Consider the following 14,115-nt stretch of genomic DNA (forward strand, 5'->3'; position numbering starts at 1 on the left):
GTACCGCTTTGGCGAAAGCGACCTTCCGAACACGCGTAGAACTGCTCAGAGACCGCCTCAGATTGCGGTGGGGGCGCAATTGCCTCTGAGACTTAGGCAGCGATGGTTTATGCGCCGGCTAGGAAGAAGCTAGGATTTCGGCGGCTCTTGCTTGGCCGAACAGGTCAACCGCGATCACCTGGAGAAGCGGCCAGAGTTCATGATCGCTGCGATATGACGTCGCCGCCTTAAAGATGCTTTGGACGCGTACCGGCTGCGTCGCCATGGCTCCTTCGACCTGTTCGGCTTCGGCGTTCGTCAGTCGCGACCAGAGATCCACGGCATACAGGGTGGTGACGGGAACTGGGGGGACACTCCATGTCATGGTTCCATGGTCCCAGGTCTGCCCCCCATGCTCAGGTGGTATCGGAACCTCAATCGCACCGACCGGAATCTCTGGAGATATCCAAACCGGCGGTGCTTCGTTGCCATTCTCGTCGGGAACCAGAGACCGAAGCCAACCTCCGTCAAAAGAACCGATGTAGCTGCCACGAATGTCGACATAGAATTTCGCTGTCTGCTCCATCATCCGTATGCCTTGAATCTGATCTGAACTTGATTGTTCGGAATTCCGCCAGGAGCACCGGTGTTTCTGACATGGAGCCAATATATTCCTGACGTGTAGTCGCCGTACTGCACCTCGATGTTGACCGTCGTTTTTCTGATGGTTTGACCATATCCGAACGAAGCGAACGCTACCGGAGCGCCCGTGTACTCTATCACGTCGCCGTTAGCATATCCCCCCACCGCTGCCGTTAGAACAAGCTCTGCGATAATGAGTTTCGGAGTGAAGCCCAATCCGTGGGCGATGGTAAGGCGACCTGCTGCTGTAACCGTTTGCAGACCACTGACAAACTCTTTCTGAAACGGGATCAAAACGCCATCGACGTAAAAGCCCTTGGCATTGATAGTGTCCGAACCCTTGTCACCTCCCGTGGCATTTGCTGTGAACAGGCCCGCGCCAAGCTGCATTCGGGTGGCAAGAGTACCCCCGGTGATCGTTTGCCAATAGAAAGTAACGTTTTCAGCACCGTTGGTGACACTGCTAACTGCCGCACCCCACGCAGCAACCAGGCGTTTGACGTTGGTGCTGCTACGGGTCGAGATCGCAACCTGATAGACGACGTTCGTTGCCGCACCGATCCTGTCCCAGAACACGTCGAGTATGGGTCCGAACACCGGAACGGGATCGGTCTTGTCATGAGTGATGGTGCCGATGAGCCTTGCCGCATCAAGCGTCTTATTCGTCAGCGTCTGCGTCAGCGAACTCAGCCACCCGGCTAGATTTGCCAAAGAGAGCTTCTTGAGCCCCCACAGGCCGCCCGCGCTGTCGGCAATGCCGATTTCGTCTGCTCCGGTCGGTGTCGGCTTGTCGGTAGCACCATGTATCCAGCCGCCAAGCGTGTTGGTGATGAGGCTCCAGTAGGCGATCACCTTCGCGAGATAGTGCCGCGATGAGTACAGCCCGGGCCCGACCTCGACGTCCTCAGGGTTCGCCGCATACTTCTGGCTCAGCAAAGCGCTGGCTGCTGCAGCGTCGGCTGATGCCTGCGCGGCGACAACAGCGGCGGACATCAGGGCCAGGGGGAAAAGCACCTCAAACCGAGTGCCGGTAAAGAACAGCACCGCCTGCCGTCCCGCCTTGAACTCGACAGCCCCGAGGTCCGAGCCATCGCCGTACTTGACCGGATAAGTCCCGACGCCAGACACGTTGATCGTCGCAGCACCGCTGTTGTCGGCCAAAGGCGTCATCAGATAGAGCCTGGCCGCCTGGAAACCCGCGGGCTGGGAAACGACGACCGCGTTGCCCGTCCCGCCCGTCACCGCAAGCTTGTCCACGGCAGCACGGCCAAACAGCCGGCCATAGGTCATCGGCACCCATGAGGCGCCGGTTGCGTCCCATTCCTTCAGGATCGCAGGATCGAAATTCTTGTCGAGCCACAGCCTGTCGATGTCAGGCGCAACGATGCCGTCGACCATGTTGCTGAAGACGCCGGTCGCCCTGAGCGCCGACAGCACCAGCTCGGACACCCGGACATATTTGCCGGTTTCGCCGGTGAGCGTGGTGCCGGTGAGGAAAAGACCCCAATGCAGCGCGTTGTCGAATTCTGTCGCCATGTCTTATCCTCAAAGCAAAGCGGCTCGCCGAGGCGAGCTGTTCAGGGTGGTGATGTCAAAGGAAATGCCGATGTTCTTTGCGCTTGGCGTCAACGGTGCACAGGCGCGGCTCGACGTCGATCGACGTTTGTTCAGGAGCAACTATTGCCAACCAGCGCAACAAGCCGGGAAACCCGACACGGGCCGGCCCTCGAGAGGTTGCGCTGTTGAGCCGGCTGCCATGGTCTGCCGGATGGGCCCGATCACAACCGGGGGCCGGAAGATCACGCCCCGCGCTGCGGAGATCCGAAACGCCCTCTTCCATGCAGGACGGGATCAGTTGGCGGAACGTTGAACGGCGCCACGATTTCTCCTTCCATCTGCCGTGACCCAGGATTCTGCGCCGATGCTCGACACATTCCTTGTCTGGTTCTCATGGATCCACGCCGCCATCGGCGCCGTGGCGATCACGCTTTTCATCCTGTACCGGTCATTCTTTCGTGCAGAAAACAGAGAGGAGAACATCCGTTTTCTGCGCAAGAATCCGACGGCCATACTCTGGATATTCGCCGGAGCGTTTACCGCCATCATGGTTTCCGTGGGCCTGCTGGACCGTTTCATCAATGGTTACGGAACCGGCGGCGAACTGTTCTGACTTAATGACGACAGGCACCGCCGACGCAGATGTAGAGACACGGCACGTCAAGATGATCTGCGCTAATCTTGATCGTCCTGGGTGAAATCAGCATAAAACCGGTCGCGCATGCGGCCTCGGACCGCAGCGACCTTAGGGGCGCCAATGCTTGTTCGCTTGTTTGACCGATGGTCGGAATGGCCGGCCTGGGCGAGGTGGACATCCGGCATCGCCAACATGGTGCTGCTCGACTCCGTTCGCGCCGCATGGGGCGAGCGCGATTTCGTGGTTGGGGTCGCCGAGACCTTTGTTGCCTATCTGCTGCACTCTGGCTGCCCGATTGCCGCAATGGCAGCCGGTGCCTGGATCGGCATCAAAATGGCAAGGGCGTCCAGCAAGGATTGGCTGGGCTGGATGATCGGCATCGTGACGTTTGCTGTGCTGTGCCTTGGCCTGGCCATGCTCACCGACGACATCCCCGGCATCAGCTGGCGCATGAAAGCCATAGACAGCGGCCGTTGCCATACCGTTTTGGATGGAAGTTTGAACTCTTTGGTCTGTGACTAGGGCAAACCTTGAAAGCGAGGGTTATTTCGGGCTCAATACACGTTATACGCGAGACATGATTGAAGATAGTGCGTTGGCGCCGGGATGAGGAACCCGTCGCGGCTCGCCCGACTGCGACTGCATCCATTTGCTTCACCTACGCCCCGAATGAAATACATCGCCCTGCCATGGCTTCCACGTCCCGGTCGCCCTGGACTCTTGCGTGATTGGGGAAACTGGGTTTGTATCCGTCACCATGTCAGAGGGGGCAACACAATGTTAGAATTGGCGGCGTTTACCGGCAGGTTGCTCGGGACGATGATCGATCCACTTCTATGGGGTGGCGCGATTGCAGTTCACTTTTACTTCAAAGGAAAAGGCTTTGGCGTTAAGTTTCCGGCCCTCATCTGCCTCGTTTTTTTCGTTGCGTTTGCTACTGGTGCATTTTCCTTCCCTGGGGACCAGATCGAGGACCACATCACTCGATCATTCTATTCGGTACTGGCAGCAGCGATCTGGCTATCCATTGTGATGGGTATTGCGCGCCTTTTCCGAAAATCGCCCTCGGCAATGACGCCTGACAGCAAGCCGTTTCTGGCATTGATTGCGATCATCTTGCCGTCGGGCACTACGGCAAGACTATCCCTTGGGCATTTCCAACCCGATGCCGTCCGGTAGCAAGGCTGCATCATCGCCGGCCAAAACGCTTGCAATCGTCTGGTCAAATTCGGCGCTGGCTGCTTCGGCGCGCCGCAGCAGCCACCACGCCGCCAAACTTCACCATCGACTGCCAAGCGCGGAAATCGTTGCTGATCTTCGCCGCTGTGGCATTGACCGGCCGCGAGACCAGGTCGGTGGCTACATCCATGGCATTGCGCAGTGCGCCGGCTTCCGCGGCCAGCCCCTTCATCTACTGACCTTTTCGTCCAGCGACAGGTTCGGATCATGGTTGATTCTGCGCGACGATACCGTCGCCCATGTTGCTGAAGACGCCGGTCGCCCTGAGCGCCGACAGCACCAGCTCGGACACCCGGACATGTTTGCCGGTTTCGCTGGTGAGCGTCGTGCCGGCGAGAAAAAGACCCCGATGCAGAGAGTTGTCGAATTCTGTAGCCATGATTTATCCTTAGCGGGAAACGGCTCGCCTGCGCGAGCTGTTCAGGTGCGGGGGTGGGCTTTCAATGTGTACGAACGCTAGGGCATTGAGCCTGATGACTGCAGCCGTAGCCGGACTGCTGCTCTTGATCTGCTCCGCTCAAGCGCAGTTCTTGCCGGATGATGCCCAGAACCTGAAAACAGCACCTGAGGTTGAGCGACTGTTTGTGGTCAAGACCGCAGAAAACCTGCTGACCGAGAAAGCAAAGAGAATGTTCAACGACCCAGAGAACGCCAAGGACGGGTTTATGTGGGCGAGGAAAGTCATAGCCCGCCACTACGCTGGCTTGGAAACGCTCGCTGGCGAGTTGTCGACGGACGAATTGGCAAGGTTCTATGCGGAGAAGGCCGGCCTGTTCGTGAAATCGGTCCGGGGGGAGATATCAGATAGCCAGTTTGAGCAGATGGAAATCGAGTTAGAGCGCCGTAAGAGCGCCTACTTCGAGACCATCATTGGTACGGCGAAACCAACGCGGAACCCAGACTTTGACACACTCAATAGGATAGCCAAAACTGCCGCCAGCAAGGTTCACTCATACAGCGCCCTTTCCGTAGATTGAGCGTCAGTTTTCGACGGCATCGACCAACGCCGGCTTAATCCCAAAGTGGATCGCTGAACGGACTTCTGGCAGGGTATCGCCAGGAATTTGCTGCAACAGGGCATTCGTTCCGGCCTTGTTGAAGTCACCCCCAGATGCCTGCAGTGCAAGCGTATGCAGATCCTCAAACAGGCCGACTGACGGGCCGCCGACAGCCCTCCGCAGCCCTCGACTGGCATACCGCGACGAGCTTCCGCCGCGGTCTTTGTCGCCGGCGATAGCCTGCGCGGCCGAGACGCCCCCCTTACCACCAAGCTTTTCGACAGTGCTGATCTCAAAGGGGATCGCGAGAATGCCGGAGCGGTCGAGTCCGTTCGCTATCCAGAGCCCTGGATTGCTCATCAGCCGGTCAGCCTCGTCGAAGTCGCCACGCTCGGCATGCTTCAGATAGCTGATCATCATCCCGATGCCGGTCGCAAAGACCATCGCTTCGGCCAGGCGGTGCGGGCGCTCCTGAAGCCCGGCGATCAGAATGCGCTGGTGCGATGCCAAGGCGAACGACTTGAACTGAAAAACCAGCTTCCCGAGGTTCGACTTCATCCAGAGCGGATTGTCTGCAACGCCCTTGATGATGATGGTTCGGTCGGCATCCTTGTTCAGGGCGGCAGCCCATACGCGCCTCGCGACCTCATCATCCCAGCGCGAAGCATTGGCGCCGTAGATGCCCTCTTCCTGGAGGCCGTGCCGGCGGAACTGGTCGCCGATGCGCTGGGCCATATGCTCGTCAATGCCGAGCATTGCCATGTAGGCGGCTCCAGCCTTGTCAATGCGGTTGAAGTCGAGCGCCCCCCCGGTCGTAGCCTTCTCGATGTTCTGCAACAGGCGGTTCTGCGACATCACCGAAACGACGGTGCGCATGGTGTCGTTCCACAGAGAAAGCGCCGTCGCCTTGGAAAACAGATTTGAGGCGTTCGACAGGAATTTCTCGTACCTGGATCCATAACGATACGGGTCTTGAAGGTCGGCCAGCGATGCCAGGCGCGCCTGAAGCACCCGCTCAGTCACCAAGCCCAGTTCACGGGCGTCCTGTCGAGCGATGCGAGCCGCCTTGGTGCCGCTGACGAGTGCCGGCAGCGCATCGGACATGAACGCTTGCATTCCAAATTTGCCGACGACGTTGGCAGCATCGACAAGGCTGGGCATCGCTACGCCCTCCATGAGGCGCACACGGTTCCAGGTCAGCGCCGCGCGCGTGATCGCACTCCAGGCGCTCCCCTCTTCAGCCGCGCGATACGTGCCGCGGATCATGTCGCGGAACGCCTGAAGATTGGTCATGTCGCGCTTTTCAGCGTCCACCAGCTTTTGGCGTTCTTCTGGTGTCGTGGCTGCTTTGCGCAACCCATCGTATTCGCGGATGATTTCGTCGAATTGCTCTTTCATGTCAGCACGGCCGAACTTCTGGGTAAGCTCGACTTCCGCCGCCATCGTTCGGGCATAGCGGCGAAGTATCCGTTCCATATCGTTTTCGAGGAAGTCCTCAACTTCCTCGTCGGCGATGTTGAACACCCTTTCTTTGAGCGGTCCGCGTTTCGCCGGCACCAGCCATTCGGGAACATCAGTTACGCCTCGGCCCGTCAGGTTGTTGAAGACAGCCGAGACGATTTCCTCGACATAGTCGGCGCGGTCGCTTGTGCTGAGGAACTCAGGGATTTCCTCTTGCCGGACCACAGCCTGATCCATCATCCGGTTGAAGTATCTCCGGGAAATCTCCCGGAACCGCGTTTCCTCGCCGATCAGGCGCGGGCGGTTCCACAGGCGTGTGACGTAGCTGGCTGCGGTCGTCGTTTTGACGTCCCGCGGCAAGAGCTCGAGCTCCTTCGCGCGAGCAAGAAGCGGGTCGACGACCTTGGCGCGCGCCTCCTGCGCGATACGGGTTACAAACTCATTGCCGTTTGGGTCGATATCGTTGCGCCGGCCGGCTTTCGCCGCGGCCTCTAAGAACTCTCCCCAAGTTCCCAAATATCCAGTCTTTCGGGCATCACGATAGAGTTTCTTCGCACCCACCCTCCAGTCAGCCACGGCCCCGCGCTCATAGAGCTTCACAGAGTTTTCTACGTCAGCGCCCAAGCTGCGACCTTCCATGTTCATGGTCGTGTCGATCGGGTTGTCGACCAGCCTGCGATAGATTTCGCGGACCTTTGCCGAAAGCGACAGCATCGTCTGGATACCGGGATTGATGCGCGCCGCAGCCGTGGCCCTTGCGACAACTTCGGCTGTCCGCGATCCGCCGATTCCGAGGTCGGATAAGTCCAGATCATCGGTAGCCGCGGCACCAGCCGACTGCATGCGCTTGACGATGGTTTCGGAGACAGCGGCCGGGTTCGGGACGTCATCGGCGAGATCAGCTTCAAGCTGTTTCGAAACGCGCGACCATTCGCCATGAGATAAGAGCCGAGAGGCACCGGCACCGAGAAGGCCGCCCAGGATCACGGAGCCGCCAATGTTAACCGCGCTTTCACGCCCTGTGCGTGTCTCCTGCGTGGCGTGCAACACGGCTTCTTGCAACGCTGTGCCTACCCCATCCGCCACACCTTTAGCCGCCGCCGACCGCAACACCGAGTAGCCTACGCGACCAGAACGCACCAGTGACCCGCCAGGCAGCAGGGTGGGCAGATCGGTGAAGCCTGCCAACATTGACAGGCCCTTACCGGTCCAGCCGCTGGCAGCAAGCGTCTGTTGGTCCCTCTTCTCCTGGTCGATCTGCGCTCGCCTTGCGCTGGCGGCAGCCCTGTTGAAAATGTCTTCGCCGATGGTCGGATCCTCGTCGAGATACGGCTTCATTTCGGGGTCTTGATAGACATTGTAGTCGGGGTCGGGAGTAACGACGTCGCCGGCCGCCATGTTGTTGCGAACCCGCGTGAAGGTAGAACCTACCATGTTGCCGTTGCGATAGGCGGCGAAAAGCGTCTCAAGGAAAGTCGGGTCTGGCTTGTCGAACTCCGACACGCCAATTGTCCCTGCATCATCGATGGGGCGATCAAAGAGGAACGGCATCACATGGCATTCCATGGCGTGGGTTGAAGTTCATCTGCGTTGTTGCTCCCGCCCAGAGGGCCAGGATTGGCGACGCGCTCTTCGCGACGCGCTCGCTCAAGCCGCGACTTGTAGCGCGCCGCCTCGACTGCCTGCGCCTGTATCGAGGCTGGGCTACCTTCAGTCGCCGCGAGCGCGTCCTTGCCTGCGGCGGTGTCTTCGATGATTGCCGCCTTGTTTTTCTTGTTGATCGCTTCGGAAGCCTTGAGGGCTTCAGCTTTGGCCGCCTCAGGGTCCGGATAGAAGGGGAAATTGAACATCTGAAGCTGACCGTTCTTTTCGTAGAACACATGATAGCTAGCCGGTCGGCCCGCACGGATATCTTGGTCCGTGTCGATATTGGGGTTCAGGAAAACCTCATCGGCCTCTATGCCATTTTTCTTCAGATCGGCGGCAAGCTGGTTGCGTATGTAGTCGTGCGAGCCGTCTGGCCCCACCGGGTACCGCTTTTCGGGTGGGTTTTTGACGACCACCTTGCTACCCATGGTGGAAAGCGCGGACACGCCATAGGTGCGATGAAACCGCTCGGTCGCTGCTTTCTTGGCTGCGACCAGATCGCCGCCCGCATCCACGATGGCTTCCTCGTAGATCGAGCGAAAATTCTCGACCATGGCCGCGGCGGCCATCTCGTTCGGTCCCAGTGACGGGTTTGAAGCAATGCCAAGGAAACTGTTGTCGAACGTCGCCGCAATCGAGGCCGCATCTACCTTCTTCAGTTCGTCGGCAACCGTCTTCGATTTGAAGAGCGCTTCACGTGGACCGGCATAGGCCGGATCATTCGCCTTGATCAGCTTCTTTGCCGCTTCCTCCGGAGTGAAACCCATGTCTTGGGTAAAGGCCCGGTACACGTCCATTTTCTTGCGGACGGCAGCCGAACCCTCGAAGGCGTCAAAGGATGCGGGGGCCGTCTTCGACAGGCTAAGGCTCGCCTCCATGGCCTGCGCCATTGTCGCCGCATCCGTTGACGCGGCACCATTCCGCAGTTCTGCCTGAACCCGCTTCGGAATGTAGCGGGTGCGTGCCACAAAATCGGACGTGATGGCTCGCTGCTCGTCAGCATCCTTAGCTGCGCCGATGAGCTTGTCGTAGGCATTGTTGGCGACCTTCGTCTGGTCGTTGTCGAAAGAATTCACCGACACGTCGCCTTTTGCCATGGCGCCGATCATGGCATTCACTGCGCCGCTGTCCTTCTGCGCAGTGCGGAGAGCATTCACCAGAACGGCCTTGTCGCCGTTGTCGAGCTTCGGGTCATCGAGGATCACGCTTTCCCGAACCGTGTCTGGCTCGGTGGCAATCAGGTCATCATAGTGATGCTTCGTCGTGACGCGGTCTTTCGTCACCTGCTGGCTGTGTTCCGTCTCGCCCCAGGCAGCCAGGACTTCGCGGCGGTCGTGTGGGATGGCAGCATACTCGTCATCAGGTTCGACGCTGCCGCCACCGCGGATAAGCGCGGCTTCGCGCTTGCGCCGATTTGGGTTGGCTGACAGACCCTCAACCGCACTGGCGACGGCTTCGGTGTCTCCCGTCTTCACCGCATCGACGACCTCACCGGGCAGTGACCCATAGTTGTAGGCAACGGACTCCAGCGCCGCCCGAGTGTTGAGCGGAAGGCTATCCCACTTCGCGCCGATCTGCTCGCGGGCCCTTTTTCCTTCGCGCTCGGCAAGGCGGTACTGCAGATCACGTTCGGCGTCTTCACGCGTAATCTTCATTCCCGGCTTCACGGGAACATGCGAGCCATCGGCAAGCGTCACCGTGTCGGAGCCATAGCCGATGCGCCAGGCATTGACGTCCCGGTACGGTTCGTCGCGGAACCCCTCTTCCGCGCGGATCAGGCTTTTCGTGCCGCTCGGTTTGAGGTCGGCAAGCGCCTGCGTCGGGTTCTGACTGAATTTCCAGCGCCATTTGCTTTCGGCCGCGTCCGCTTCCCACTGCTGCCGGCGCGCCGCCTTCCACGGCTCTGGCATGTTTGCCGAGTTGATCGCTTCCAGGCCCTGGCGCTTCAGATCCTCGAAGTTCGCCGCATTGTTGCGGATCTGGGTGCGGTAGGTGTCGAGGTTGGTGTTGGTGGTGCGGTCGTAATAGGCGCCCTTGGCGTTGCGCTCGTATTCGTCGGCCTTCTCATAGAGCACGTTGCCGCGCGCCAGGATGTTGTTGAGATAGGTGGTCTGCGCGTCCTTGGTCAGGCCCTCGAAATTGGCCTTGGCGAAGTCGTTGGCGCGCTGCTGGTGGCCCTCCATGAACTGGCGCGTGAAGCCGATGCCGCTTTCCGAACTCTCCTCGCGCGCCTTGAGGAAACGCTGTTCCTCATCGGCGAGAAATCGCGTCAGGCTGGTCGACACGGCATTCGAGCGGTCGTTGGCGACGTCGATCTTCTCGCGCTCGGCCAGCTCGAGCAGGCTGTAGCTTGCCTGCACGATGGACTGGCCAGCGTCCTGCATGGCAGCGCCGACCATGGGCGTCGGCCCGGAATTCGCGATGCGGCCCGAGCGCGGGTTGTTGTAACCCACGTCACGAGCGGTAGGGATGTTTACCATGTGCTATTCACCCTTAGGAGGGATAGGGAGGCGTGACCGTCGACGAGGTCGCGGTCTTCGTGTTGCTTTCGCCGAAGCGGCTGAACATCGTCGACATGCCGGAGAAGAGCGTGCTTGCGGCCTTGATGCGCGCCGCTCGCATCGCGCTGTTGGCGTTGTAGCCGGCCACCTTGGCAGCGTCGTTGTAGCCGCGCGCCTGCTGGTCGCCCTTGTAGATGTCCGTTTCTGCCGCGAGCGTCACTTGCTCGGTTGTGTCGTCCATGATGCGCATGACCGACGGATCGGTCATGTTCCCGCCAGAGCCGGCAATGGCGGCCTGCTGCTGGGAGAGCAGGTATCGGCCCTCACGGTAGCGGGCCATCGCGTCACGCTGGCTTGCCGCGGTCGCTTCGTCGGCCTGCTGGGCAGCGACCTTCTGTTCGTACTGGTATCGCGCCTTCTGTTCGCGACCCTCTTCCATCGTCCCGGCAACCGACACGATGGTCCCGATTGCGCCAAGGACAGGTGCTAGGAACCCCATTTCCAGATCGCCTTTCCGTCCAGTGTTTCGTCTGTCGGCTTGAAGCCAAGCTTCGTCATCAGCGCCTCGGCCCGCGGGATGGACGTGTCGCAGGTCGCCTTGATCGTGTGAGCGCCGCGCTTCTTCACCTCGACCATCACCTTGAGGATGTGGCGGAAGATGAAGGGCTTGCGCGCTTCGGCCGGCACTTCCAGGAAGGCCATCCATTCGCCCTCGGCGGTCTCGATCACACAGCCGAAACCAGCCAGGAGCCGACGACGCCAGAGCGCGCGGCCGATCCACTGCCCCGTCACCCGCACGCCACCGTAGAAACGCGCGAAGTCGATGTCGTCGGCCGGCCTGATGTCAGCCATTGGTCTGCACATCCATGACCAGCGAGCCGGCCGTGAACGGGTATGGCGAGCGATGTTCGAGGCACAGGCGGCTGTCGGTGCTCCAGTCGCTGGACACCGACATCATGTCGGCGTCGAAGCTGTTGAACAGCGTGTTCGCAGCGATCGGCTTGTCGCCCTTGGTCACCGTCAGGCGGCGGAGGCTGTCGAAGTCCTTGCCGACGCGCAGGCCGTCCAGCATCGTTTTCACAAGATACAGGCCGAGCTGCGCCACCCGCTTCTTCTTGAACAGCGCCGTGCCGTTGGCAGCCCCATAAGCCAGCTTCGTCGACTTCCAGCGCCCGACATAAGGCAGCCCGATGACGACCGCCTTGCCGGCCGGTTGCGCCGGCAGGATCACCTGGCCCGCGGTCACGGGATAAAGATTGTCCTGGTCATGGAGTGCTGCGCCATCGACCCACACGGTCACGCCCTTGCCTTGCAGATGCGGCACGGCAAATGTCGTCTGCCCCGCTGTCGTGGTGAAGCGCGTGAAGCCGTCGGCGAGGCAGTTGGTCTTGCCGCCGCGGCAGTCCTTCAGGTCGGCCAGCCGTTCGAGCCGCTGCGTGCCGTTGCGCACGATGGCGAAATAGACATTGTCCTGGCCCTTGCCCCGGCAGGCGATGACCTGCCTGAACTGGCCGTCGGTGACCACGCGCGACCAGGCAACTACCTTCTGCGAGGGACGGTATGTCAGGGCGCGCGCTTCGCCGTTTTCGAGAATGAACCACACGACCGTATCGGGTTGGCGCTGCACGGCGACGCTGACGACAGGAGAGCCATCGCAGATCTCCTCGTGCATTTCCGTCAAGTCCATCGCGCTGTAGTCCAGCGTGCCCTGCTCGGCGATCAGCGCGAAAACGCTGAGCCCGGTGCTCTGCACGAAGATGCCGTCCTTGTCGCATTTGACCGAGCGCAGGTCGTAGCTGCCTTGCGTCGATCCATCGACCGGAAACCAGCTCGACGCCGTCAGCGGCTCGTCGAAGCTCGACGACTTGATCGAAATCTCGGAATTGTCGGTGCCGGCGATGAGGCGCTGCAGGCCGAGCAGCCAGAGGATGCCCCTGTCGGTGCTGGCGCCGATCGAGCGGTAGATCGGGGCGCTGTCGCCCTCGACATTGTCGTCGAAGCTGTGGAAGGCGTCAGGCACCGAGCCATGCACGAAGTCGCCCTTGCCCCAGTAGAGACGGCCGCCGAAAGCCTCGATGCCCCACGGCCAGCCGTCATAATCGGACCATGTCGAAAAATCCCATTCGAATGTAGGGCTTAGCGAGTAGAAACGGCTCACCGTGGATCAAAGGGAAATGGAAAAGGGAGGCCCGAAAGCCTCCCCCGTTGCCTTGGCCGGCGTTAGTCGGTGTCGGTCGCCGTGATGGCGAGGCCGTCGGTCAGGTCGATGCCGAGACCGTCGGCGCCGGTCTTTTCGTCGATCACCCAGCAATGGTTGATCGCCGTCACCGGGCCGGACAGCGTGGTCGTGCGGGTGCGCACGATGACGATGTCGCCCTGGCGTGCGCCCCTGGCGAAACCGTCGCTGATGAAGTTGTTGGTGTTGACCGTCGCGATGGCGTCCACGGTGTCCAGCAGCCACTGTTTCATGGTGCTGGGGCCCGAAAGGCCATCGCTCAGGAGCTTGAAGCCGTTGGTATCATAAGCCATGTGCAAGCCTCCTTACGAGAATGCAGCGGTGTCGTCGGTGACGACCTTGATCACGCCGGCCTGCTGCAGGATGGTGGCGCCGTCGTAGATGGTGGCGCGGTCGAAGGAGTAATCGTCCTCGCCGTTGTAGCCCGCATCGACCTTGACATCGCCGGCGATGGCATGACCCACGGCAGGCTTTGCGAAGATGAAGTTGGACGCCGTTGCCGTGCCCTTGCCGGGCAGGCCGTTGTGCATGATGTGCTTGGCGCCGAGCCAGATTTTCGGCTTGTCGAGCGCCAGGCCGACGAGTGGCTTGGCATCGATGTAGTCGGCCGACTTGAACTCCTGGAAGGTCAGGAGGCGAGCCCATGCCTTGGGGGTCCACAGGCAGGTGATCTCGTTGCCGACCATGACGTCGAGCTCGAAAAGCTCGGTCAGCGCATCGACGGTCTTGCCATAGGTCAGGGTCTGGGCCGCGCCGCCGGCATAAGAGTTGGTGGCGGCAGCCAGCGCGTCGATGATGGTGTGGTCGATTTCACGCGAGGCCGTGAGCGCGCTGGCGTTCTGCATCGCCTCGCGCAGGTTCGCCGGTGCGGTGAACACGTCGAAGCCGGTGCGGGTCTCCTTGGTGTGCTTTTCTTCCAGCGTCACCGTCGGCTGCGTGTCGGCGCGGTTGCGCGACGGGATGAGCCCGTTGGTGCCGCGCCTGGTCATGCGGCCGGCAGCGCCCTGGAGCGCAAACGACGCCGTCAGGCCACTGATCATGAGTTCCTTGGTGACGCAGTCCTTGAGGTAGGTTTCGCCGCGCTGAAAGGCGACGACCCACTCATCACGGTACTGGGTTTTCGTGATGGCATAGGCCATTTTTGAATTCCTTCGATGATGATTGGAGGGGGTCTTCCAGCCGTGATCAGGGTGCCGCATCAGGGCTTTCGCGGGATGC

Annotated in this window: 15 protein-coding genes; 4 read left to right on the forward strand and 11 right to left on the reverse strand. The window is 60.6% G+C overall.

Annotation, left to right across the window (positions count from 1 at the left end):
• Positions 1-118 precede the first annotated feature (118 nt).
• Complete coding sequence (locus B015_RS32220) at positions 119-568, reverse strand: hypothetical protein (RefSeq protein ID WP_018428732.1); 450 nt, start codon at positions 566-568, stop codon at positions 119-121.
• Positions 565-2,157, reverse strand: coding sequence for a hypothetical protein (locus B015_RS0116015; RefSeq protein WP_018428733.1), 1,593 nt, complete (start codon positions 2,155-2,157; stop codon positions 565-567). The genes B015_RS32220 and B015_RS0116015 overlap by 4 nt, the downstream gene beginning before the upstream one ends.
• A gap of 385 nt (positions 2,158-2,542) precedes the next feature.
• Between B015_RS0116015 and B015_RS0116025 the strand changes: the two genes are divergently transcribed.
• From B015_RS0116025 to B015_RS0116035, 3 genes are all read left to right on the forward strand, one after another.
• Positions 2,543-2,791, forward strand: a complete 249-nt coding sequence (locus B015_RS0116025; RefSeq protein ID WP_026227349.1) for a hypothetical protein — start codon at positions 2,543-2,545, stop codon at positions 2,789-2,791.
• A gap of 144 nt (positions 2,792-2,935) precedes the next feature.
• Entirely contained in the window at positions 2,936-3,337 is a 402-nt protein-coding gene (locus B015_RS0116030; protein ID WP_026227350.1) for a hypothetical protein, read from the forward strand.
• 255 nt (positions 3,338-3,592) lie between these two features.
• A complete protein-coding gene (locus B015_RS0116035; protein WP_018428738.1) occupies positions 3,593-3,994 on the forward strand; it encodes a hypothetical protein in 402 nt (133 codons plus the stop codon).
• A gap of 43 nt (positions 3,995-4,037) precedes the next feature.
• Here the strand turns inward: B015_RS0116035 and B015_RS0116040 are convergent, their stop codons facing one another.
• A complete protein-coding gene (locus B015_RS0116040) occupies positions 4,038-4,226 on the reverse strand; it encodes a hypothetical protein (RefSeq protein ID WP_018428739.1) in 189 nt (62 codons plus the stop codon).
• 33 nt (positions 4,227-4,259) lie between these two features.
• A complete protein-coding gene (locus tag B015_RS33285) occupies positions 4,260-4,433 on the reverse strand; it encodes a hypothetical protein (RefSeq protein ID WP_018428740.1) in 174 nt (57 codons plus the stop codon).
• Between the two features lie 94 nt (positions 4,434-4,527).
• Here B015_RS33285 and B015_RS0116050 point away from each other — a divergent pair, with 94 nt between their 5' ends.
• Positions 4,528-5,031 (forward strand): hypothetical protein, encoded by a 504-nt coding sequence (locus tag B015_RS0116050; protein ID WP_018428741.1) that lies wholly within the window; start codon positions 4,528-4,530, stop codon positions 5,029-5,031.
• Positions 5,032-5,034: 3 nt separating this feature from the next.
• Here B015_RS0116050 and B015_RS0116055 read toward each other — a convergent pair whose 3' ends face one another.
• From B015_RS0116055 to B015_RS0116085, 7 genes are all read right to left on the reverse strand, one after another.
• Positions 5,035-8,079 (reverse strand): hypothetical protein, encoded by a 3,045-nt coding sequence (locus tag B015_RS0116055; RefSeq protein ID WP_018428742.1) that lies wholly within the window; start codon positions 8,077-8,079, stop codon positions 5,035-5,037.
• Positions 8,064-10,445: a hypothetical protein gene (locus tag B015_RS0116060; RefSeq protein WP_157632753.1), complete on the reverse strand. Its 2,382-nt coding sequence runs from the start codon at positions 10,443-10,445 to the stop codon at positions 8,064-8,066. Before B015_RS0116060 ends, B015_RS0116055 begins: the two co-directional genes overlap by 16 nt.
• A gap of 208 nt (positions 10,446-10,653) precedes the next feature.
• Entirely contained in the window at positions 10,654-11,160 is a 507-nt protein-coding gene (locus B015_RS0116065; RefSeq protein WP_040456267.1) for a hypothetical protein, read from the reverse strand.
• Complete coding sequence (locus B015_RS0116070) at positions 11,148-11,513, reverse strand: hypothetical protein (RefSeq protein ID WP_018428745.1); 366 nt, start codon at positions 11,511-11,513, stop codon at positions 11,148-11,150. The genes B015_RS0116065 and B015_RS0116070 overlap by 13 nt, the downstream gene beginning before the upstream one ends.
• Entirely contained in the window at positions 11,506-12,819 is a 1,314-nt protein-coding gene (locus tag B015_RS0116075; protein ID WP_018428746.1) for a hypothetical protein, read from the reverse strand. Before B015_RS0116075 ends, B015_RS0116070 begins: the two co-directional genes overlap by 8 nt.
• A gap of 62 nt (positions 12,820-12,881) precedes the next feature.
• On the reverse strand, positions 12,882-13,190 hold the full coding sequence (locus B015_RS0116080; RefSeq protein WP_018428747.1) for a hypothetical protein: 309 nt from the start codon (positions 13,188-13,190) through the stop codon (positions 12,882-12,884).
• A gap of 12 nt (positions 13,191-13,202) precedes the next feature.
• On the reverse strand, positions 13,203-14,036 hold the full coding sequence (locus tag B015_RS0116085; RefSeq protein WP_018428748.1) for a phage capsid protein: 834 nt from the start codon (positions 14,034-14,036) through the stop codon (positions 13,203-13,205).
• Between the last annotated feature and the right edge of the window lie 79 nt (positions 14,037-14,115).

The sequence above is a fragment of the Hoeflea sp. 108 genome, from assembly GCF_000372965.1.
Lineage (GTDB): Bacteria > Pseudomonadota > Alphaproteobacteria > Rhizobiales > Rhizobiaceae > Aminobacter.